The organism is Kocuria rhizosphaericola, from assembly GCF_044462205.1.
Taxonomy (GTDB): domain Bacteria; phylum Actinomycetota; class Actinomycetes; order Actinomycetales; family Micrococcaceae; genus Kocuria; species Kocuria rhizosphaericola.
The window spans coordinates 39000-58438 of record NZ_JBISWK010000077.1 but is presented as its reverse complement, the minus strand read 5'-3'; the positions used below and the strand labels follow the sequence as shown (position 1 = coordinate 58438).

Sequence of the window (19439 nt, the reverse complement as noted above, 5' to 3'; positions counted from 1 at the left end):
CCGGCCTGCCAGAATGGGCCGGACGCCCCGACCCCCGACCCCGTACGAGGAGCCCGCATGCCCACCCCCGAGTTCGTCCTGTCCCTGCGGGAGAAGATCGGCCACGACCTCCTGTGGCTGCCGGCCGTCACCGCCGTGGTGCTGCGCGAGGACGGCCGGGTGCTGCTGGCCAGGCGCAGCGACAACGGCAACTGGGGACTGGTGAGCGGGATCGTGGAGCCCGGCGAGGAGCCGGCGGTCACGGCGGTGCGCGAGTGCCTCGAGGAGACCGGCGTCGTCGCCGTCGTGGAGGAGCTCGTGGCGGTCAAGGCGGGGGAGCCCGTGCAGTACCCGAACGGGGACCGCTGCCAGTTCCTGGACCACACGTTCCGCTGCCGCTGGGTCTCCGGCGAGGCCCGCGTCAACGACGATGAGTCGCTCGAGGTCGGCTGGTACGCCCCGGACGAGCTCCCGCCCATGCCGCCCCACCAGCTCGAGCGGCTGCGGGCCGCCCGCGCGCACGGCGGCCCGCCCCGCTTCGTGGTCTGAGGCCACGTCCCACCGCCGGACCCGGGGGCCGGCACGCTCCCTCAGGACCGGGCTGCGGAGGCCCGCCCGGCCCGGGTCTCGAGGATCGACCGTGCCGTGCTGCGGGCGAGCGCCGTCGGATCGGACGGTGCTCCCCGCAGGAGGCTGCTGAGCACCCCGTTGTAGAGCAGCAGCAGCACCGAGGCCGTCGCGGCCGGATCCTGGCACCCGGCCTCGCGCGCCAGTCGTGCCAGCCGGTCGGTGACCTCCTGGGTGTCCTGGCGGATCAGGTCGAACACCGGGTCGGTCCGCCCCTCCTCCGGTGCGGGGCGTTCGGAGGCCGTGGCCAGGAAGCAGCACCACTGGGTCGGTCCGGCTGACGCCCGGAACGTCTCGACGGCGTCGAAGACCGCCAGCAGACGCTCGTCCGCGGACCCGGCGCCGGCGACGGCCTCGTCCCAGTGCCGGGTCCAGGCCTCGAGCCGGCGGGAGAGCACCTCGCGCAGCAGGTTGTCCTTGGAGCCGAAGTGCTTGTAGAGCGTCACGATCGCCACTCCGGCCGAAGCGGCGACCCGGTCCACGCCCGTCGTGGCGATGCCCTCGGAGAAGAAGAGCATCTCGGCGGCGTCGAGGATGCGGTCGCGGGTGTGCTGGGGGTTGGCCATGCTCGTAGTATAACGTTCGTTGTGGTGAAACGATCGTTATGCTGAAGAGGTGCGGGAATGACGGGAACCACCGTGGACCGCCGGGCCGGAGCCGGTCTGGGAACGGCGGCGGCGGGAATGCTGCTGATCGCCGCCACCTACGGCATGGCGCGCTTCGGGGTGGGCCTCTTCGCGCCGTCCCTGAGTGCCCAGCGGCCGGATCTCGTGGATGTGCTCGGCTGGGCGGGGGCTGCGCAGTTCACCTCGTACTCGCTGGCCGCTGTGCTGGCCGCCCGACTGGTCGACCGGCGCCCTCGTGCCGGACTGCTGCTGGCCGGGACCACCGCCACCGTGGGGTGCCTGGGGGTGGCCGTGGCCTCGACCCCGGCGGTGTTCGTGGTCGCGGTGTTCATCGGCGGACTGGGCGGGGGCTTCGCCTCCCCGGCCCTGGTGCCGGTCATCGACACGGTCGTCGACCCTCGGGCCACGGCGACGGCGCAGTCCGTGGTGAACTCCGGCACGGCCGTGGGCGTGATCGGGGCCGGCGTGGTGGCATCGGTGGCCGCCTCGCTCGGTTCGGCCTGGATGTTCATGGCGCTGGTGTGCGCGGTGTCCACGGCGGCGGTGTGGTGTCCCGTCCGGGCCCGCGCCGACCTGACCGGTGCCGATCGCCCCGCCGCGGGGCCGTCCTCCGGCCCGGCCCGGGGCCCGTGGCGGCTTCTCGTCCTCCCCGGCGCAGCGGCGGTGGTCGCCGGCGCCGGGTCGTCCCTGGTCTGGACGTTCGGGCCGTTGCTGGTCACCGGCTCCGGTTCCGTGCCCGCGGAGCGGGTCGGGTGGCTGTGGATCGCCCTGGGGCTGGGCGGAGTCCTCGGGATCCTCACGGGAGCTCTCGTCCGGCGCACGGGAACGCGGGCCGGCTGGTGCTGGTGCGCCGGCTCCCTGTCCGTGGCGAGCGCCGGGGTCGCGGTGGCCGTGGCGGCCGGCAGTGCCTGGGCGGCCTGCGTCAGCATGGCTGTCTTCGGTGCCGGGTACATGGGCCTGTCCGGCGTGCTGATTTTCTGGGCGCGGAACGTCTGGCCGGGCCGCGCCGGAGCGGGCACGTCCGTGCTCTTCATCGCCCTGGCCACCGGACAGGCGCTCGGCTCCGTCGGCTTCGGACTGGCCCGGGACGTCCTCGGCGCGGTCCCCCTGGCGGTGCTGGCCGCCGGCCTCTGCGCCCTGGGCGGCCTCACCGCCCTGGCCCGGAAGCGGTGACTTTCCGCCGGTCGGGCACCGGACCGGCCTCCGGGGCGCGGCTGCCGCTCCGCACCGCACCTGGACAAAAAGCGTACTTACTTGTGACCCGGAACACCCGATCCTAGACTCGGAGGCGTCCACCCGACGAGCACGAACGAGCAAGGAGGATCGACATGCCCGCAGGACAGACCGGTTTCGACGACGTGACCTACGACCTGGTCTCCGTGCAGTACCACTCGCTCAAGGCAGGCCACGACTACGGCCAGTACGTGCGGGACGCCCGCAACGCCGGCCGGGACGACATCGCCGAGTTCTTCGAGCAGGTGATGAGCCAGGACGCCGAGCGTGCCCAGAAGTGCCACGAGTTCATCAAGGAGCTCTCCAAGTCCGACGAGTCCGGGCCCGCCGTGACGCCCTGACGCGCCGCGGCCGGGCCGTCGAGGGGTGGGAACCGCTTCCCGGCGACGCGAGGGGCCGCGTCCCTCCGGCATGCCGCAGCATCTCCGGACGGACGCGGCCCCTCGGTGCTGAGGGAGCGGCGGGTCAGGCGTTGGGGCCCGTCATGGTGGTGACGTCCAGCGCCCGGTCCAGCTGCTCCTCGGTGAGCTGGCCGTTCTCGACGTAGCCCAGGGCGATCGTCGCCTCGCGCACCGTCATCTTGTTCGCCACGGAGTGCTTGGCGATCTTCGCGGCGGCCTCGTAGCCGATGGCCTTGTTCAACGGGGTCACGATGGACGGGGACGCCTCGGCGAGGAAGCGGCAGCGCTCCACGTTCGCCTCGAGCCCGTCGATCATCTTCTCCGCCATCACGCGCGAGGAGTTCGCGAGCAGCCGGACGGACTCCAGCAGGGCCGAGGCCATGACCGGGATGCCCACGTTGAGCTCGAACGCGCCGTTGGTCGAGGAGAGCGAGACCGTGGTGTCGTTGCCGATCACCTGCGCGCAGACCTGGATGGTGGACTCGCAGATCACCGGGTTGACCTTGCCGGGCATGATCGAGGAGCCGGGCTGGAGGTCGGGGATCAGGATCTCGCCCAGGCCGGTGTTGGGGCCGGAGCCCATCCAGCGCAGGTCGTTGTTGATCTTCATGTAGCTGTAGGCGATGTTGCGCAGCTGGCCGGAGGCCTCGACCAGGCCGTCCCGGTTGGCCTGGGCCTCGAAGTGGTTGCGGGCCTCGGTGATCGGCAGCCCGGTCTCCTCGGCGAGCAGCTCGATCACGCGGGCGGAGAAACCTGCGGGGGTGTTGATGCCGGTGCCCACGGCGGTGCCGCCCAGCGGGACCTCGGCCACGCGCGGCAGCGAGGACTGCACCCGCTCGATGCCGTAGCGGACCTGCGCGGCGTAGCCGCCGAACTCCTGCCCCAGGGTCACCGGGGTGGCGTCCATGAGGTGCGTGCGCCCGGACTTCACGACGTCCTGGAACTCCGCTGCCTTCTTCTCGAGGGACTCGGCGAGCTGGGTCATGGCCGGGACCAGGTCGTTGATCAGCGCACCCGTGACGGCCACGTGCACGGAGGTCGGGAAGACGTCGTTGGAGGACTGCGAGGCGTTGACGTGGTCGTTGGGGTGGACCTCGACGTCCGTGCCCTCGAGCGCCTGGTTGGCGAGGGTCGCCAGCACCTCGTTGGTGTTCATGTTGGAGGACGTCCCGGAACCGGTCTGGAAGACGTCGATGGGGAAGTGCTCGTCGTACTGTCCCGTGGCGACCTTGTCCGCGGCGTCCGCGATGGCCCGGGCGCGCTCGTCGTCGAGCACCCCCAGCTCCGCGTTCGCCTTGGCGGCGGCCTTCTTGATCTGTGCCAGCGCGACGATGTGCTGGGGCTCGAGCGGCTTGCCCGAGATGGGGAAGTTCTCGACCGCCCGCTGGGTCTGCGCGCGGTACAGGGCTTTCGCGGGAACGCGGACCTCGCCCATGGTGTCGTGCTCGATGCGGTACTCGGTGGTCTCTGCGGTGGTATCAGCCATGGCGTCAGTCTAGGACAGCCGCAGATGACGTCCGGCACGGCGGACCCACGGTGACGGATGCCGGCCGGACGGCCCGGTTCAGCGGCCCGGGAGCCAGGTGCCGTGCCCGTGGACGAGCTCCGCCTCGCCGTCCTCCAGGTGGTAGAAGACGCCGACCACGGCGACGTCCCCGTTGGAGACCGCGTCCGCGATCACGCGGGACTGCTCCATGAGACGCGAAGCCGTCTGCTTCGTGTGCTCCACGACCGCCGCGTTGACGTCCTGGTGGCCGTGGCGCTGCGTCTCCAGCACGGACGGCATGATCCGCTCGATGAGGTCCCGCTGGAAGCCGCGGGGCATCTGCCCGGAGCCGGCGACATCGTGCGCGGCGGTCACCGCCCCGCAGGAGTCGTGGCCGAGCACCATGATCAGCGGCGTGCCGAGGTTCGCCACGGAGTACTCGATCGACCCGAGCACGGCGTCGTCGATGACCTGGCCGGCGGTGCGCACCACGAACGCGTCCCCGAGGCCGAGGTCGAAGATGATCTCCGCGGCCAGCCGCGAGTCCGAGCAGCCGAAGATCACGGCGAACGGGTTCTGCCCGCCCGCCACGGACTGCCGGCGGGAGGCGTCCTGGTTGGGGTGCAGGGACTCGCCCGACACGAAGCGGGCGTTGCCCTCGCGCAGGCGCTGCCAGGCGGCGGCCGGGGTGCGGGGCGAGGTGTCTTCGGGGCGGGTCTCCGGGTTCATGGCATCTCCGTGGTTCGTGGGGCAGGGGCGTCGGTGAGGTCATCGGCGACAGCGGCGGCCAGCCGGTCCAGCTCGGCGCCGGGCGCGTCGCCCTTGAGCACCACGGTGGAGCCGTTGACCTCTCCGGTGTACACGGTCAGGACGTCCTGGTTCCGGGACTCCTCCCGGACGTGGACGTCCCACGGCACGCCCCCGGCCTCCACCTCCGCGGTGGCGGGGACGGCCTCGGTCTGCTGGGCCAGCCACGTGGGGTTGGCCAGGGACGTCTGGACGAGACCGATGAAGCTGCCCTGCGGGGTGGCCCAGCCGATCTCCCAGTAGGGCACGCCCTCGGCGGCGCCGCCGTTCCACCGGGCGTAGTTGGCGGTCCAGCCCTCGCCGGGCTCCGGCACGACCGGGGTGAAGGGCGCCTCGTCCGCGACGTAGTCCGCCTCCTGCGCCACGTCGACGTCCGGCCGGTAGGGCTGGGCGTCGGGGCGGGGCTGGAGCCACACGAACGGCAGGACGAGCAGGAGCAGGACGGCCATCGAGATGATCATCCCCTGCACGGGAGCGTTGAGCCGCCGGGCCTGCTTCTCCGTGATCTGCGGGAGCGGCTGCTCCGGGGCGTCGGGACCGGGAGCGGTGCCGGGGCCTGCGGCCGCGGGGTGCTCGGGCGCGGGGCGCTCGGCGGGACGGTCGGGGGTCGAGGAGCTCACCCGTCCATTGTGCCCTGTCCGCCGCGCCCTGTCCGCCCCGCCCCGTCCGCCTGGCCCGTCCGCCCCCGGTCGTGGACGTGGCGCGGGTCGCGGCCTGCGGGGGAGCGGGCGATATGCTGGGCGGGACGTGGACCGCGCCCGCGGCCGAGCCCGGCCCGGGGGTCCCGCAGAACGTCAACTCGAAGGTGAGGAACAACGTGGCCGAAGAATCCACCGGAACGACCCAGGCGCCCCCCAACAACGTGGCCGACCGCAACCTGGCGATGGAGCTGGTGCGGACGACCGAGGCCGCGGCGATCGCCGGGGGGCAGTGGGTCGGCGCCGGCGACAAGCTCGCCGCCGACGGCGCGGCGGTCGACGCCATGCGCGCACTGCTCTCCACCGTGCACTTCAACGGCACCGTGGTCATCGGCGAGGGCGAGAAGGACGAGGCCCCGATGCTCTTCAACGGCGAGCAGGTGGGCGACGGCTCCGGGCCGTCCTCCGACGTCGCCGTGGACCCGATCGACGGCACCCGCCTCACCGCGCTGGGCATGAACAACGCCCTGGCGGTCATCGCGGTGGCCGATGGCGGGTCGATGTTCGACCCCTCCGCGGTCTTCTACATGGACAAGCTCGTGGTGGGCCCGGAGGCCGCGGACTTCGTGGACCTGCGCCTGCCCGTCAAGCAGAACCTGCACCTCGTGGCCAGGGCCAAGGGCATCCACATCAACCAGCTCACCGTGTGCGTGCTGGACCGCCCGCGCCACCAGAAGCTCGTCGACGAGATCCGTGCCACCGGCGCCCGCACCCGGATGATCCTCGACGGAGACGTGGCCGGAGCGATCGCCGCCTGCCGCGAGGGCACCGGCGTGGACGTCATGATGGGCATCGGCGGGACCCCGGAGGGCATCGTCACCGCGTGCGCCGTCAAGGCCACCGGTGGGATCATCCAGGGCCGGCTGGCGCCCACGGACGACGACGAGAAGCAGAAGGCCCTTGACGCCGGGCTGGACCTCGACGCCGTGATGAGCACCGACGACCTCGTCACCTCGGACAACTGCTTCTTCGCCGCGACGGGCATCACCGATGGTGACCTGCTGCGGGGCGTGCGCTACCGCGGCCCGCAGATCACCACCCAGTCCATCGTGATGCGCTCCCGCTCCGGGACCGTGCGGATGGTCGAGGCGGAGCACCTCGCCTCCAAGTGGGAGAAGTACGCCCGCCGCTGAGCCCGGCCCTGCGCCCGCAGGACGCGGCCCGCGCGGTCGTGACCCAGGACCCCCGCACCGTCCATCGGCGCGGGGGTCCTGTCGTGCCCGGTCACACCGTGTCCGGCACCTGCCGGGACCCCTCCCGGCTCTAGACTGGAAGCCGAACTGCGGGCGCCGACCGCGGTCCCCCAGCCGGGGCGGAGCGCCCGGGTGACGAGGAGGATCCCCACGTGAGCACCACGGTCAGCCCCTGCCCCAACCGCAAGACCTGGGACGCCACCGTCCGGGTGACCGGCGGGCACCCGCAGCAGCTGTGGGGCATCGGCGAGGCGCAGGTCTCCGCCGAGGGCCCCGGTCTGCGGGTCGACCGGGTCATGGTCCACGACGCCGAGCAGCGGACCGTGGGCTACGCCCAGCTCTACCTGCGCTCCGAGGCCGAGCGGGTGGTCGCCGGGACCGTGCACTGCCACGTCCACCGGCCCGAGGACCTGCCCGTGGTCGCCGCCGCGCTCGCCGGCTGGGCGCGGGAGGAGCACTCGGCCGTGCTGCTGCGCTTCCAGGCCGACACCCTCCGCGTCCCGGGCGCCGAGGAGGCCCTGGAAGCCGCCGGGTTCGCCCGCCCCGCCGCAGGGGCCGGTCCGGAGGAGCCGCGGCGGCTGGAGGTGCTGCTGGGGGAGACCGAGCGGGACCTCTCGAGGCGGCTCTCGGAAGCCACCCTGGAGCGGTGCCGCACGGCCCTGCGCACCCCGGGCGTGACGGTGCGCGAGGTCACGGCCGGCAGCCGGGTCCTCGCGAACATCGGCCTGCGCACCCGGCTCATCACCCAGCTGCTCGAGGACCTGGGCGAGGACTCGCTGCTGCTCGTGGCCACCGAGGCCGCCGAGGACGGCCGTGAGGCGGCCCTGGGCTACCTGTGGTTCGTGCACACGCGCGGCCTGGCGATGATCTACCGGCTCGGCTTCACCCGCCGGGGGCGGGACCTGGGCGTGGACGACGCCCTGCTGCTGACCGGGATCGTGGAGCTGCAGAAGCGACGCGTCCAGCGGCTCGACGGCGGCGACCCGGACGAGACGGAGGTGCCGCTGGTGATCCGCGAGCTGGCCGAGGCGGAACGGCCGGTGCTGGGCCCTTGGGAGAAGCCCCTGGGGCGGGGCCCGGCCGGGGAGTTCACGGAGGACGTCGCCGATGCCGCGGCCGAGGCCACGGGCACGGCGGTCGCCGCGGAGCTGGGCCTGGGCGAGTCCGTCCCGGCGTCGTCGCCCGACCGCGGGGAGCCGGACGACGTGCCCGAGACCGACGACGGTGCGGGACGCCCGGCCAAGGGCCGTGGCCGGCGGGCCCGGGACCTCACCCGCCGCGTGGTCACGGAGGGGATGTCCGCCCTGCGCGACGCCGCGGGCCGCTGACGACGAGCCGGTCCGTGCGGTGCCGGTCCTTGCGGTGCCGGTCCGTGCGGTGCCGGTCCCTCCGGTGTCCGGCCGTCCCGTCGAGGGGAGTGCTCAGGCCTCCCTGCGGCGCGCCCCGGCGACGGCCTTCCGGAGCCGGTCCGGCAGGCCGGGGAGGCTGTTGCGGGCCGAGAGCACGGTCTCCCGGGCGGCGCGCACGCCGGTGTACGCCGTGTACTTCCCGCGGCTCAGGGGCAGGTCCCAGGTCCCGGGGTAGGACTCCGGGCGGCCGCCGAAGGACCTCTTGAACTTCGTGAAGCCGTGCCACGCGTGGTCCGGGCCGGCGTCCTCCGGCGCGGTGCCGAAGAGGTCGAACCGGCTCAGACCCTTCTGCTTGGCGTCGAGGACCATCCGCACGACCAGCGGGATCCCCGCCGAGAGCTTGCGGTGCTGGAAGTCCATCGCGGCGTGGGCGTAGGTGCGGGTGTCGTCGGAGTCGTAGACGAGGGAGGCGCCGATGGGCTCCCCGTTCAGCCGCGCCACGTAGAGGGCCGCCGCGCCCACGGGCATCAGGCTGCGGGCGGCCTCGCGCAGATAGGCGTCCTGCTGGCGGGCGAAGTCCTTGCGCTCGGCCGTGGCCTCGAGGAAGCCCAGCAGCACGTCGACGTCCTCCGGGTCGGTCGAGGTCGTGAAGGTCACGCCCTTCTTGGCGATGTTGCGGTGCAGGTTGCGGTTGGTGGACTTCATGTCCTGGAGGATCGCGTCCTCGTCCTGGGTCAGGTCGATGACCTGCGTGTGCCCCGGCTGGACCTGCCGGGGCGCCGGGCGAAGCCCGCGCCGGCGCAGGGAGGCTTCGGGCGTCTCGAGCCCGTCCGTCACCGCGGCGTCGACGGGCTCCACCCGCACGAACCAGCACCGCTCGGCGCGTGCCGTGCGGGCGAGGTCGTCGAGCGCGGCCTCGAAGGCCTGCGGGGTCCGCGCCTCGGGGCCGTAGGGGCAGTAGAGGTAGCGGCCGGTCCGGCCGCCCTCGAGGACCGCGAGGTAGCGCCATCCGTCCCCGGAGGCCTGGAACACCTTGTGCCCCAGGTTCCGCTGGAATCCGGCCCATGCGTTCGACTGCAGTATGTTCGCCACGCCCCCACTGTACCGGGGTGTCCGGGCGCCGCCGGCGACCCGCGGACCGGACCGGTCAGGGCACCGAGCAGGTGCCGTTGGGGGTGAGCTCCTGCGCTCCCACGAGGGGCGTCGCCGCCGGGACGGGAACGGTCATCGCGATCCCGGAACCCACCGCCGTCCCGGCCGGCAGGGCCTCCGCGTCCCGCGCACCGCGGTCCGTGGCCTCCTCGAGCAACTGGTCGACGTCCTCGTGCAACCGGTCGTAGTCCGGGTAGGTGGGGAAGGACGGGTCGTAGTAGGGCGGCCCGGCGGCGAACTGCACCAGCTCGTGCTCCTTGGCCTTCAGCGCCACGTCCACGAACGAGCCGATCTGGCTCTGCGGGATGTCGGTCTCCACGACCTGCGTCCCGGACGCCGCGAGGTCCTCGAACCGGGTCAGCACGTTGACGGGGTTCAGCTGCTTGAGCATCGCGGCCTGCACGCAGCGCTGGCGCGCCTGGCGGTCGTAGTCCGTGGCACCCTCGCGGGACCGGGCGTACCAGAGGGCGTGGTAGCCGTCCAGGTGCTGGACGCCCGGCTCGATGTACCCGAAGATCTCGTTCGGCAGACCCGTGACCAGATCGGTGCCGCCGCCGATGGGCACGCGCCCGCCGACGTCGATGGTGATCCCGCCGAGGGCGTCCACGAGCTGCTCGAAGCCGTTCATCTCGACGATCGCGTAGGCCTGGACCTCGATGCCGAGGATGCCCTCCGCGGCGTCCTTCATGGCCTGGGCACCGGGGTCGTCGGCGTCGGGGTAGAGCTCGGCGTGGTTGTTCGTGACGTCGGTGTACAGGGCGTTGAGGATGCACTCGTCACCGCAGTTGAAGCCCTCGGGGTAGACGTCCGCCAGCGGCGAGTCCTCGGGGAAGGGCGTGTTCTGCAGGTTGCGCGGCAGGGAGATGGTCACGGTCCGCCCGGAGTCCGCGTCCACGCTGAGCACCGTCATCGAGTCGGGACGGCGGCCCGAGCGGTCCTCCCCGGAGTCGGTGCCCATGAGGAGGATGTTGTACCGCCCGTCCGAGGGACGGAAGGGCAGCCCGCCCCCGAAGACGTCCGAGACCGCCCCGCGCGTCACGGACAGCAGGTAGGCGGAGTAGGCCAGCCCGCCCGAGGTGAGGAGCATGAGCGCCACCGTGGCCGCGGCCACCGCCCGGCGGGTCCGCCGCACCAGCAGGCCGGGGCGGATGAGCCGGAACGTGTCGAAGAAGAGGAACGCCCACCCGAGCGCCAGGGCCACCAGCCCGGCGATCACGAGCAGGGACGTGAACGAGTTCGTCAGGAACCAGATCAGGGGGGTCCGCCACAGCACCAGGCACACGAGCGCCAGGGCGGCCGCGGCCCAGGCGACCACGTCGACCTTGAGCGCGGCGCGCCCCGTGGCCCGCCGGCCCGCGACGAGCTGCGCGCTGCCCGGGACCACGAGCGTGGACAGCAGCAGCGTCCAGGCGCGCCGGGCCCGGGTGCCGTTCCCGGCGTGCTGGGGGTGGCGCAGCGGATCCGTCAGCCGGGGCGGGCCGGCCGCGTCGTCGACACCCCGCACGGCCGTCACGGCGCCGGGCGGGAGCTCCCGGGACGGGGAGCCCGCGGCGGTCGGGTCGTGGGGCGGGCGGGGATCGTGCTCAGCGCGGGGGGTGTGGCCGTTCACGGGCAGCTCCGGCGGGGAAGGGCGGGCAGGGGAAGGGCGGCAGGGGAGGAGCGGGGCGGCCGGGTCAGCGGTCGAGGCGGGTGCGCAGTGCGGCGCCCTTCTCGTGGGCGGTCTGCCGGAGCTCGGCGGCGAAGCGCAGGAGCTGCCCGCGCAGGCCCTCGGCCTGCGGGTCCGCGCCGGCGGCGAGGATCCGGGCGGCCAGCAGACCGGCGTTGCGGGCCCCGCCGATGGAGACGGTGGCCACCGGGACGCCCGCAGGCATCTGCACGATGGACAGCAGCGAGTCCATGCCGTCGAGGGTCTTCAGGGGGACGGGGACGCCGATCACGGGCAGGGGCGTCACCGAGGCGAGCATCCCCGGCAGGTGGGCGGCGCCGCCGGCACCGGCGATGATCACCCGCAGCCCCCGGTCGTGGGCCCGCTGACCGTACTCGATCATCTCGGCGGGCATCCGGTGGGCGGAGACGACGTCGGCCTCGTACGGGATGCCGAACTCCTCGAGCGCGGTGGCGGCGGCCTCCATCACGGGCCAGTCGGAGTCCGAGCCCATCACGACGCCCACGACGGGCTGCTGCTTCTCGTTCACTGGTGCTCCTGGGCTGCTCGGCGGGTCGGGGCCGCCATCGCGGTCCGGTCGGGGACTACGCTATCCGTCCCGGCTGGACGGGCCGTGGGAGGCACGCTGGTCAGGCCTGCCCGTCCCGCAGCACGGCCGCGGCGCGGGAGGCCCGCCGGCGCAGCTCCGGGATCTCGTCCGCGGCGCCGGTGACGTTGACGTGGCCGATCTTGCGCCCGCGCCGCACGGCCTTGCCGTAGTTGTGGATCTTCGCGCGGGGCTCCGCGCCCATCGCCGCCCGGTAGGCGCCGAAGAGGTTCTGGTTCGCCCCGCCCAGGTAGTTCTTCATGACCGCGGCCCCGCCGATCAGCCCCGTGTCCCCGAGCGGGAGGTCCAGCACGGCGCGCAGGTGCTGCTCGAACTGGCTCGTCACGGACCCGTCCATGGTCCAGTGCCCGGAGTTGTGCGGGCGCATGGCCAGCTCGTTGACCAGGAAACCGGCGCCGCGGCCGGGGGTCTCGAAGAGCTCCACGGCCATCACCCCGGTCACCCCCAGCTCCGTGGCCAGTGTCCGGGCGGCGTCCGCGGCCGCGGCCTCGACCTCGGGCAGCAACTCCGGGGCGGGCGCGAGCACCTCGTCGCACACGCCGTCCACCTGGATCGACTCCACCACCGGCCACGCCCGCACCTCGCCGGAGGGGGTGCGGGCCACGAGCGCGGAGAGCTCGCGGGAGAACCCGACCTTCTCCTCCACCAGCAGGGGGCCGTCCGTGCGGGCGAACCACTGCGCGGGCTCGGGGCCGCGGGCGTCCTGGGCGGTGCCGAGCACCATGACGCCCTTGCCGTCGTAACCGCCGCGCGGCGTCTTGAGCACCACGGGCCAGCCCGTGCGCTCGCCGAACGCGATCAGCTCCTCGACGTCGGCGACCGCCTCCCACCGCGGGTTCGGCAGTCCGAGGCGCTCCACGGCCGCGCGCATCCACAGCTTGTCCTGGGCGTGCACCAGCGCGTCCGGGCCCGGGCGGACGTCGACGCCCTCGGCGAGCAGGGTCCGCAGGTGCTCGGTGGGCACATGCTCGTGGTCGAACGTCAGGACGTCGACGCCCTGGGCGAACCGGCGCAGCACCTCGAGGTCGGTGTAGTCGCCCACGGGCGCGGTGGGCACGGCGGCGACCGCCGAGACGTCGGGGCCCTCGGCGAGCACGCGCAGCTCGATCCCCAGGGCGGTGGCGGAGGGCGCCATCATGCGGGCGAGCTGCCCGCCTCCGACGACGCCGACGACAGGGACGGTCACAGAAGAATTCACCCGACCAGGGTATCCCGCTCCGTCGGTCCCTCCCCGCCCGCCGTCGCCCCCGGCCTTCCGGGCCGTCCTGCCCGGCCGTCCCGGCGCCTGTCCCGGCCGCCGTCCGCGCGCGTGTCCGGGAGCGGCCGGAGGACTGTGCTGCAACTCTCCGGTGCCGCGGGGGAGGGGCGAGGTAAGATGTGCCGAGGTCCGCCGCGGGTGCTCTCCCGTGCTCGTCGACCGTTGCGCCGGCCGGCGCCCACCGACTCACCACCTGGGAGACCTGAAGCCGCGTGAACCGTCTCGTCGACCGTTTCGATGCCCTGTGGCACCTGTTCGTCAAGGAACTCATGAAGTTCGGTGTGGTCGGCGCGCTCGCGTTCGTCATCAACGCGTCGCTCACCTGGATCCTGATGCACACGGTCTTCGAGGACGGCCACCTCAAGGCGAAGTTCGTGGCGACGGCCGTGGCCATCGTCTTCGCCTGGGTCGCCAACCGGCTGTGGACGTTCCGGCACAAGCGCCAGTCGGACAAGCGCCGCGAGCTGATCCAGTTCCTCATCGCCAACGGCATCGGCATGGCCATCGAGCTCGGCTGCCTCGGCTTCAGCTACTACGTGCTGGGCCTCACCAGCGCCTACGCCTCCTTCGTGTCCGGCACCATCATCGGGACCGTCCTCGGCACGGTCTTCCGGTACTTCGCCTACCGCTTCTGGGTGTTCACCGAGGAGCTCGACGAGGACCCGAACTTCGCGGACACCGCGGCTCTCGAGATCGCCCTGATCACGGGACGTCAGGCCGGAGAGGGCGCCGAGCACCCCCAGCGGGAGCACGGGCACCACCTCCGGGAGCACGAGCACCCCCGGACGGGGAGTGCGGTGCGCCCCGGCCCGGACGCCCACGAGGACACGGAGCCGGTCGAGGGCCGCTGAACCGACCGGCTCAGAACACCACGGCGTTCTCGGCCGCCAGCACGGACCGCCACGCCTCGTCGGCCGCGTCCGCCGGGCGGTCGGTGACGACCACGGCCCGGCCCCCGGCCAGCACGGCCAGCACCCGCAGCAGGAACTCGGCGTCCGTCCGCCGCCCCGGCACGTGCACCGCAGCGGCGGTGCCCCACGCGCCCTCCCGCCCGGACGCGAGCTCGGCCGCGGCCGGCAGCAGCCGGCCGTGCGCCAGGAACCCGTCGGTGCCCGCGGCCCGCAGCGCGCCGCCCTCCGGCGCCGGCTCCTCGAAGCCGTCGTAGACGTCCGCGTGGGAGCGGACCTCGGCGCAGTAGTCGAGGACCTCCCCGCCCGGCAGCTCGCCGCGGTAGCCGAGCGAGAGCGCCGGCCGGTCCAGGACCACCGCCCGCGCACCGGGCGGCACCCGGTCCAGCAGCGGCGGGGTTGTCCCCTGCGCGTCAACGAGTCCCGCCACGGCCCGGTCCCCGGGCTCGGCCGCGCCCTCGAGCGGATCGACCGCCCGCACCGCCGCTCCCATGGTCCACGTGCCCAGGGCGACCGCGAGACTGCGCCAGTGCACCTCGTCGCCCAGGGCCACGACGTCGCCCGCCTCGAGGTCCAGCTCGTCCACCCACAGGTTCGCGGTCTTGGCCACCCAGTTGTCGAGGACCCGCCCGGAGAGCTCCACGCGCTCGCCGTCCTGCCCGTACCAGATCAGGGCGGGGCGGCTGCTGCTCCGCATCCTGTCCATCAAACGGGGGACAGAGCGGGGGATCGGCATGTCCATGGTTCCTCCTCGTGGGTGCCCGCCCCCGGTCGGGGCGGCCTGGCATATGCGTGGGGTCGCATTCTTCACGCCCGGTGCGAGTTCCAGAAATCGCACCGTGACGTGGAAAAACGTCTACTCCCAAGGGCATTCATCCCCGTTAGGGTGGCAAGGGCGCCCTCCCGGCGAGGGTTGACGCAGTAGTAGTTACACACGTGTAATTAGGAAGTCCGGCAGACGATCAGCAAGGATACGTTCTCCGGGATGCAACGGGCCGGCGCCCCCCGCAGTATGCCAGGCCCGGGCAATCGTGTCGGATGGAAGGAAAGTCATGGGAGAGGCCGCACGACAGCAGGTCGTGGACACCACCCCCCTCGGCGCCCGTCGCCGGAGCATGCGCTCGGTGCCCGAGGACTGGTTCGTCGACCCCGCCGACCCGCGGGCCGCCGAGCGCCACGTCCGCCGGGTGGGCGGCAGCCTCGAGGACCAGGCCACCGCCTACCTCAGGGCCCACGAGGCCGTCCAGAACCTCTCCGGCGAGGGAGCGGCGCCCGTTCTCGACCTGCTCGAGGCGCCCGCCTCCGACGAGGGCTCCGACTGGAGCGCCGTGGCCGGGCTGTACGCCGTGGACGAGGACGAGGGCGAGCTCGCGTGGCAGACCGACGCGCTGTGCGCCCAGACCGACCCGGAGGCCTTCTTCCCCGAGAAGGGCGGGTCCACGCGTGACGCCAAGCGCGTGTGCGAGGCCTGCCCCGTGCAGGCCGAGTGCCTCGACTACGCGATGAGCAAGGACGAGAAGTTCGGCATCTGGGGAGGGCTCTCCGAGCGCGAGCGCCGCCGCCTGCGCCGTCTCGCCCGCTGAGGTAGTTTCGGGCCATGACCTCCTCCGGCAGCGCCACCCGTCTCTGCTCCCGCCAGACCTGCACGCGGGATGCGGTCATGACCCTCACCTACGTGTACTCGGACTCGACCGCCGTGGTCGGCCCGCTCGCCGGCCACGCCGAGCCCCACGCCTACGACCTGTGCGCCGTGCACGCGGACCGGCTGACCGTGCCCCGCGGCTGGCGCGTCGTCCGACTCGAGCTGCCGGAGGCCCGGGCCCGGCGCGAGGACATCGGCGCCGTGGCCGAGGCCGTCCGTGAGGCCGATCCCCCGGCGCCCGTCCGCGACCGTCCGCGGACGGTGCTGCGCGACGTCTCCCTGCCGCGACCGTCCTCCTCACGACCGTCCGTCGCGCGCCCACCGGTGCCGCCACCGTCCGCCCCGCGCCCGGCTCGCCCCGAGAGCCCCCGCACGGGCCGGTGGACGGATGACCCGGGCGGCGGAGCGGCGGAGACTCCGGCGCCCGCGCCGGAGACCTCCCGGCCTGCCGCTCCGGCCGGTGCCCGGAGGGCGGTCCCGGAGCCGGACCCCGCGGTGGCGTGGCACGACGTCCCGATGCCCGGCGCTCTGCATCGGGCCCACCTGCGCCGGCCCTCCGCGCGCGGTGGCTCCGCCCGTCCCGAGGCCTGAACCGCGCGTCCCCGCCCGGTTCCGGACCCCGCCGGTGCGCTGCCCCTAGGATGAGCGGCAGACCGCACCTGTCCGGTGCGGGAAGCTCTTCCCCCCGGAGCACCAGGAGTCCCCCCATGACTGTCCCTGCAACGACGCAGCCGACGCACGATCTCCACCCCGAGACCCGCCACGAGAGCAGGTCAGCCCGGCGCCACGAGGCACCGGCCGTCCGCCGCCCGGTTCCCTGGGCGCCGGCGGCTCCCGAGCCGGAGTCCCCGGTGGCGCTCGCCCTGACCCCCGGCCTGGCCGAGATCCTGCGGTGCCCCCTGACGGGCGGGACGCTGATCCCCGTGGACGCCGACCGGCTGATGAGCGACCGCCCGTTCCGCGACGGCGTGCACCCGGTCTACCCCATCACCCACGGCATCGCCTGCCTGACCCCGGGGAGCTGAGGCTCCGGGCCCGCCGCAGGGGGTCACGGAGGCGTTAACATTCGTGACCCAAGGGTCGCGGGTGGGGTCCTGTGCGGCCGGTGGACCTATCGTGGAAGCAGTTCTCCAGCGTTCCCCCCTCCCCCTGACGCCCGAGGTGCCGTTCCCCATGCCCCTGTCCACCTGCCCGGATCCCGCGCTCCCTGCTCCGCGCCCGGCGCCGGCCCTCCGGCGCCTGCTGTCGCTGGGCGCCGTGACGGTCCTGCTCGCCACCGGCTGCGGCCAGGCCTCCGGGGCTCTCGCGGGCGAGCCGGCCGCGCCGGCCTCGTCGTCGTCCACGAGCCCGTCGTCCACGAGCCCGTCGTCCACGAGCCCGTCGTCCACGAGCCCGCCGTCCACGAGCCCGCCGTCCACCGGCCGGCCGGCCACGGCCGCGCCGGCCGAGGTCGCCGTCGCCCCCGCGGACGCCGCCGTCGAGCACAATCCCGTGGAACCGGTCGTGGTCCGGGCCGACCGGGGCGAGCTGACCGACGTCGTGCTCGTTCCCGCCCCGGGCGGCGACCCCGTCCCGGGGGAGCTCTCCGCCGACGGGCGCACCTGGACCAGCACCGAGGTCCTGGACTTCGACACCCCCTACGAGCTGCACTGGAGCGCCACGTCCGGGGCCGTGTCCACGACGGGCACCAGCACGTTCACGACCGTGCTCGCGGCCAACGAGGTGGACGCCCGCCTCAACGTCGTCGACGGCGGGGTCTACGGCACCGGACAGGTCCTGCAGTTCACCTTCTCCGAGCCCGTCGCGAACAAGGAGCAGGTCGAGGAGGCCGTCACCGTGGACGGCGGCGGCGACCGGGCGGGCGCCTTCCGCTGGTACTCGGACACGATGGTCCGCTACCGGCCCGCCGAGAAGTGGGCGCCGCGCGCGGAGATCACGGTCTCCCTCGACCTGCTCGGCCTCGACGTGGGCCACGGGATGGTGGGCAACCACGACCTGCGCCGAAGCTTCTCGACCGGCGCCGAACACTACGCCCGGGTGGACAACGGGACCAAGACACTGACCGCCTACGTGGACGGCAAGGTGGCGGGGACGTACCCCGTGACCCTGGGCAACGCGGACTGGCCCTCGACCACGGGCCAGAAGGTCATCATGGAACAGGCCCCGGAGTACCTGTTCACGGCCTCCTCCCTGGACCTGCAGCCGGGGGACCCACACTGGTACGAGACGTTCTGGGCCTCCAACGTGTCCCGGCTGACGGCCAGCGGCGAGTTCGTGCACCAGGCACTGCCCTCTGCGATGCCCGTCCTGGGGATCGCCAACGTCTCCCACGGGTGCGTGGGCATGCCCCCCGAGGGCGCGAAGTTCATCCACGACGTGTTCCGCCCCGGCGACGTCGTGGAGGTCGTGGGCACCGGCTACCCGCAGGCCGACCCCGACGACGGGTTCGGCGACTGGAACATCCCGCTCGAGCACTACGCGGACGAGGACTGGCAGGGAGACTGGTGAGCGTCCGCCGCTGAGCTCCCGTCGCCGCGCCGCCGCCGTGCTCCCACGGCCGAGCTCCCGGCGGGCGGGACGGTTGGGGGAGACCGGCGAGGAAACCGGCAAGGAAACCGGCGGGAGGGCCCGTGCGGCGGAGCCGCGCCGACGGTGGGTAGGATCGGGACCGTCCGGAGCGGACCCGCCCGCCCCGGACCCCCGACCCCCACCGACCGAAGGACCCGCCCGTGGCCACCCCCAGCAACGACAAGGCCCCCTGGCAGCAGGCCGAGCCGCCCGCGGACGAGGACCGGCGGGAGGAACCCGTGTGGACGGGCCTGCTCCCCGCCGTCGTCCCCGCGGAGACCGCCCACGACGACGAGCACGACGACGCTCGCCACAGCGAGCACGGCGAGGAGCGCGGCGCCGGGCAGCGCCGTGCGCCCGGCCGTCCGGGCGGGGGCTCCCGCGCCGTCGGGGCCGACGAGGCCGCGGGGGACGACGACCCGGACGCGGAGGCCCGCCGCCGGGCCGCACTGCGCCGGGACGCCCTCGCGGACGAGCCGCGGCTGCCGCGGCTGCAGCAGGTCCTCCTGGTGCTCGTGCTCCCGCTGGCGCTGCTCGCCGCGGCGGTGCGCGTGGTGGCCACGCCCCTGTTCCTGTGGGCGGAGTACCACCGGCCGGGCTTCCCGGCGGACTCCTACGGCTTCTCCACCGAGGAGCGGATGGTCTTCGGCTCCTACGGACTGGACTACGTCATGAACTGGGCCCCTCCCGGGTTCCTCGGCGGGCTGCAGGACGCGGACGGCGCCCAGCTGTTCCTGGGCTCCGAGGTCGCGCACATGACCGACGTGAAGATCGTGCTGCAGAGCGCGCTCGCCGTGGTCGCGGTCCTGGCGCTGCTCGGCCTCGTCTCGTGCCTGTACCTGCGGGCGAAGGCCCCGGGGGCCGCCTCCGGCGCCCTGTTCTTCGGCTCGTGGCTGACCGTGGCGCTGCTGGTCGTGCTGGCGGTCGCCGCGGTGCTCGGCTGGCAGCAGTTCTTCGCGCTGTTCCACTCCCTCTTCTTCGCGGACGGGTCCTGGACGTTCCGGGCCTCGGACACCCTCATCCGGCTGTACCCCACCCAGTTCTGGGTGGACGCGGCGATCGCGGTGGCAGGGTTCGCCCTGCTGGGTGCGCTCGCGGTCATGATCGCCACCTGGCCCACCGCCTTCCGCCGGCACCGGGCCTTCGACCGGGTGCGCCGGCGGCAGGAGCTCAAGCGGCGGCTGGCCGGTCGCTGAACCGCGCCCGGCGCCGTACCCCGGGCCGGAACCTGAGCCAGGA

At 73.6% G+C, this 19439-nt stretch carries 20 protein-coding genes; 11 read left to right on the top strand and 9 right to left on the bottom strand.

Annotated elements, in window-relative coordinates; all coding sequences use genetic code 11:
- The first annotated feature begins 57 nt into the window (after positions 1-57).
- Entirely contained in the window at positions 58-528 is a 471-nt protein-coding gene (locus ACH9D2_RS08085; protein WP_396362323.1) for an NUDIX domain-containing protein, read from the top strand.
- 41 nt (positions 529-569) lie between these two features.
- On the opposite strand, the gene ACH9D2_RS08080 is transcribed toward ACH9D2_RS08085, so the two are convergent.
- On the bottom strand, positions 570-1172 hold the full coding sequence (locus ACH9D2_RS08080) for a TetR/AcrR family transcriptional regulator (RefSeq protein ID WP_396362322.1): 603 nt from the start codon (positions 1170-1172) through the stop codon (positions 570-572).
- A 57-nt stretch (positions 1173-1229) separates the two neighbouring features.
- Between ACH9D2_RS08080 and ACH9D2_RS08075 the strand changes: the two genes are divergently transcribed.
- Both ACH9D2_RS08075 and ACH9D2_RS08070 read left to right on the top strand, forming a co-directional pair.
- The gene (locus ACH9D2_RS08075; RefSeq protein WP_396362321.1) at positions 1230-2405 is read left to right on the top strand and encodes an MFS transporter; all 1176 of its coding nucleotides are present in this window, start codon (positions 1230-1232) and stop codon (positions 2403-2405) included.
- A gap of 155 nt (positions 2406-2560) precedes the next feature.
- Positions 2561-2806 (top strand): acyl carrier protein, encoded by a 246-nt coding sequence (locus ACH9D2_RS08070; protein WP_396362320.1) that lies wholly within the window; start codon positions 2561-2563, stop codon positions 2804-2806.
- Between the two features lie 124 nt (positions 2807-2930).
- Here ACH9D2_RS08070 and ACH9D2_RS08065 read toward each other — a convergent pair whose 3' ends face one another.
- The 3 genes from ACH9D2_RS08065 to ACH9D2_RS08055 all read right to left on the bottom strand — a co-directional run bounded on the left by ACH9D2_RS08065 (position 2931) and on the right by ACH9D2_RS08055 (position 5779).
- A complete protein-coding gene (locus ACH9D2_RS08065) occupies positions 2931-4352 on the bottom strand; it encodes an aspartate ammonia-lyase (protein WP_396362319.1) in 1422 nt (473 codons plus the stop codon).
- 78 nt (positions 4353-4430) lie between these two features.
- A complete protein-coding gene (locus ACH9D2_RS08060) occupies positions 4431-5081 on the bottom strand; it encodes a carbonic anhydrase (protein WP_396362318.1) in 651 nt (216 codons plus the stop codon).
- The gene (locus ACH9D2_RS08055) at positions 5078-5779 is read right to left on the bottom strand and encodes a DUF4245 domain-containing protein (RefSeq protein WP_396362317.1); all 702 of its coding nucleotides are present in this window, start codon (positions 5777-5779) and stop codon (positions 5078-5080) included. The genes ACH9D2_RS08060 and ACH9D2_RS08055 overlap by 4 nt, the downstream gene beginning before the upstream one ends.
- Before the next feature lie 263 nt (positions 5780-6042).
- Here ACH9D2_RS08055 and glpX point away from each other — a divergent pair, with 263 nt between their 5' ends.
- Together glpX and ACH9D2_RS08045 are read left to right on the top strand one after the other, a co-directional pair.
- Positions 6043-6990, top strand: a complete 948-nt coding sequence (gene glpX, locus ACH9D2_RS08050; RefSeq protein WP_396362343.1) for a class II fructose-bisphosphatase — start codon at positions 6043-6045, stop codon at positions 6988-6990.
- Between the two features lie 212 nt (positions 6991-7202).
- The gene (locus ACH9D2_RS08045) at positions 7203-8378 is read left to right on the top strand and encodes a hypothetical protein (protein ID WP_396362316.1); all 1176 of its coding nucleotides are present in this window, start codon (positions 7203-7205) and stop codon (positions 8376-8378) included.
- 93 nt (positions 8379-8471) lie between these two features.
- On the opposite strand, the gene ACH9D2_RS08040 is transcribed toward ACH9D2_RS08045, so the two are convergent.
- From ACH9D2_RS08040 to ACH9D2_RS08025, 4 genes are all read right to left on the bottom strand, one after another.
- Positions 8472-9491, bottom strand: a complete 1020-nt coding sequence (locus ACH9D2_RS08040) for a peptidoglycan bridge formation glycyltransferase FemA/FemB family protein (RefSeq protein WP_396362315.1) — start codon at positions 9489-9491, stop codon at positions 8472-8474.
- A gap of 55 nt (positions 9492-9546) precedes the next feature.
- Positions 9547-11160, bottom strand: coding sequence for an LCP family glycopolymer transferase (locus ACH9D2_RS08035; RefSeq protein ID WP_396362314.1), 1614 nt, complete (start codon positions 11158-11160; stop codon positions 9547-9549).
- Between the two features lie 64 nt (positions 11161-11224).
- Entirely contained in the window at positions 11225-11710 is a 486-nt protein-coding gene (gene purE / locus ACH9D2_RS08030; protein ID WP_396362342.1) for a 5-(carboxyamino)imidazole ribonucleotide mutase, read from the bottom strand.
- A 136-nt stretch (positions 11711-11846) separates the two neighbouring features.
- Positions 11847-12962 carry a 5-(carboxyamino)imidazole ribonucleotide synthase gene (locus tag ACH9D2_RS08025; protein ID WP_396362341.1) on the bottom strand — a complete coding sequence of 372 codons (1116 nt, stop codon included), beginning with the start codon at positions 12960-12962 and terminating at the stop codon, positions 11847-11849.
- Between the two features lie 332 nt (positions 12963-13294).
- On the opposite strand from ACH9D2_RS08025, the gene ACH9D2_RS08020 reads away from it, so the two are divergent.
- A complete protein-coding gene (locus ACH9D2_RS08020) occupies positions 13295-13933 on the top strand; it encodes a GtrA family protein (RefSeq protein ID WP_396362313.1) in 639 nt (212 codons plus the stop codon).
- Between the two features lie 10 nt (positions 13934-13943).
- Here ACH9D2_RS08020 and ACH9D2_RS08015 read toward each other — a convergent pair whose 3' ends face one another.
- Positions 13944-14687: a TIGR03089 family protein gene (locus ACH9D2_RS08015; protein ID WP_396362312.1), complete on the bottom strand. Its 744-nt coding sequence runs from the start codon at positions 14685-14687 to the stop codon at positions 13944-13946.
- Between the two features lie 355 nt (positions 14688-15042).
- On the opposite strand from ACH9D2_RS08015, the gene ACH9D2_RS08010 reads away from it, so the two are divergent.
- From ACH9D2_RS08010 to ACH9D2_RS07990, 5 genes are all read left to right on the top strand, one after another.
- Positions 15043-15573: a WhiB family transcriptional regulator gene (locus ACH9D2_RS08010; RefSeq protein ID WP_396362311.1), complete on the top strand. Its 531-nt coding sequence runs from the start codon at positions 15043-15045 to the stop codon at positions 15571-15573.
- Between the two features lie 14 nt (positions 15574-15587).
- On the top strand, positions 15588-16223 hold the full coding sequence (locus tag ACH9D2_RS08005; protein ID WP_396362310.1) for a DUF3499 family protein: 636 nt from the start codon (positions 15588-15590) through the stop codon (positions 16221-16223).
- A 116-nt stretch (positions 16224-16339) separates the two neighbouring features.
- Complete coding sequence (locus tag ACH9D2_RS08000; protein WP_396362309.1) at positions 16340-16657, top strand: hypothetical protein; 318 nt, start codon at positions 16340-16342, stop codon at positions 16655-16657.
- Positions 16658-16748: 91 nt separating this feature from the next.
- Positions 16749-18140, top strand: a complete 1392-nt coding sequence (locus ACH9D2_RS07995; protein ID WP_396362308.1) for a L,D-transpeptidase — start codon at positions 16749-16751, stop codon at positions 18138-18140.
- A 221-nt stretch (positions 18141-18361) separates the two neighbouring features.
- On the top strand, positions 18362-19396 hold the full coding sequence (locus ACH9D2_RS07990; RefSeq protein WP_396362307.1) for a TIGR01906 family membrane protein: 1035 nt from the start codon (positions 18362-18364) through the stop codon (positions 19394-19396).
- The last annotated feature ends 43 nt before the right edge of the window (positions 19397-19439 follow it).

Bases quoted from the DNA above. Each gene is read 5' to 3' on its own strand.
- ACH9D2_RS08025 (WP_396362341.1), bottom strand. From the start codon at position 12,962: ATGATGGCGCCCTCCGCCACCGCCCTGGGGATCGAGCTGCGCGTGCTC.
- ACH9D2_RS08075 (WP_396362321.1), top strand. From the start codon at position 1,230: ATGACGGGAACCACCGTGGACCGCCGGGCCGGAGCCGGTCTGGGAACG.
- ACH9D2_RS08000 (WP_396362309.1), top strand. From the start codon at position 16,340: ATGACTGTCCCTGCAACGACGCAGCCGACGCACGATCTCCACCCCGAG.
- ACH9D2_RS08060 (WP_396362318.1), bottom strand. From the start codon at position 5,081: ATGAACCCGGAGACCCGCCCCGAAGACACCTCGCCCCGCACCCCGGCC.
- ACH9D2_RS08065 (WP_396362319.1), bottom strand. From the start codon at position 4,352: ATGGCTGATACCACCGCAGAGACCACCGAGTACCGCATCGAGCACGAC.
- ACH9D2_RS08010 (WP_396362311.1), top strand. From the start codon at position 15,043: ATGGGAGAGGCCGCACGACAGCAGGTCGTGGACACCACCCCCCTCGGC.
- ACH9D2_RS08015 (WP_396362312.1), bottom strand. From the start codon at position 14,687: ATGCGGAGCAGCAGCCGCCCCGCCCTGATCTGGTACGGGCAGGACGGC.
- ACH9D2_RS08070 (WP_396362320.1), top strand. From the start codon at position 2,561: ATGCCCGCAGGACAGACCGGTTTCGACGACGTGACCTACGACCTGGTC.
- purE (WP_396362342.1), bottom strand. From the start codon at position 11,710: ATGGGCTCGGACTCCGACTGGCCCGTGATGGAGGCCGCCGCCACCGCG.
- glpX (WP_396362343.1), top strand. From the start codon at position 6,043: ATGGAGCTGGTGCGGACGACCGAGGCCGCGGCGATCGCCGGGGGGCAG.
- ACH9D2_RS08005 (WP_396362310.1), top strand. From the start codon at position 15,588: ATGACCTCCTCCGGCAGCGCCACCCGTCTCTGCTCCCGCCAGACCTGC.
- ACH9D2_RS08080 (WP_396362322.1), bottom strand. From the start codon at position 1,172: ATGGCCAACCCCCAGCACACCCGCGACCGCATCCTCGACGCCGCCGAG.
- ACH9D2_RS08085 (WP_396362323.1), top strand. From the start codon at position 58: ATGCCCACCCCCGAGTTCGTCCTGTCCCTGCGGGAGAAGATCGGCCAC.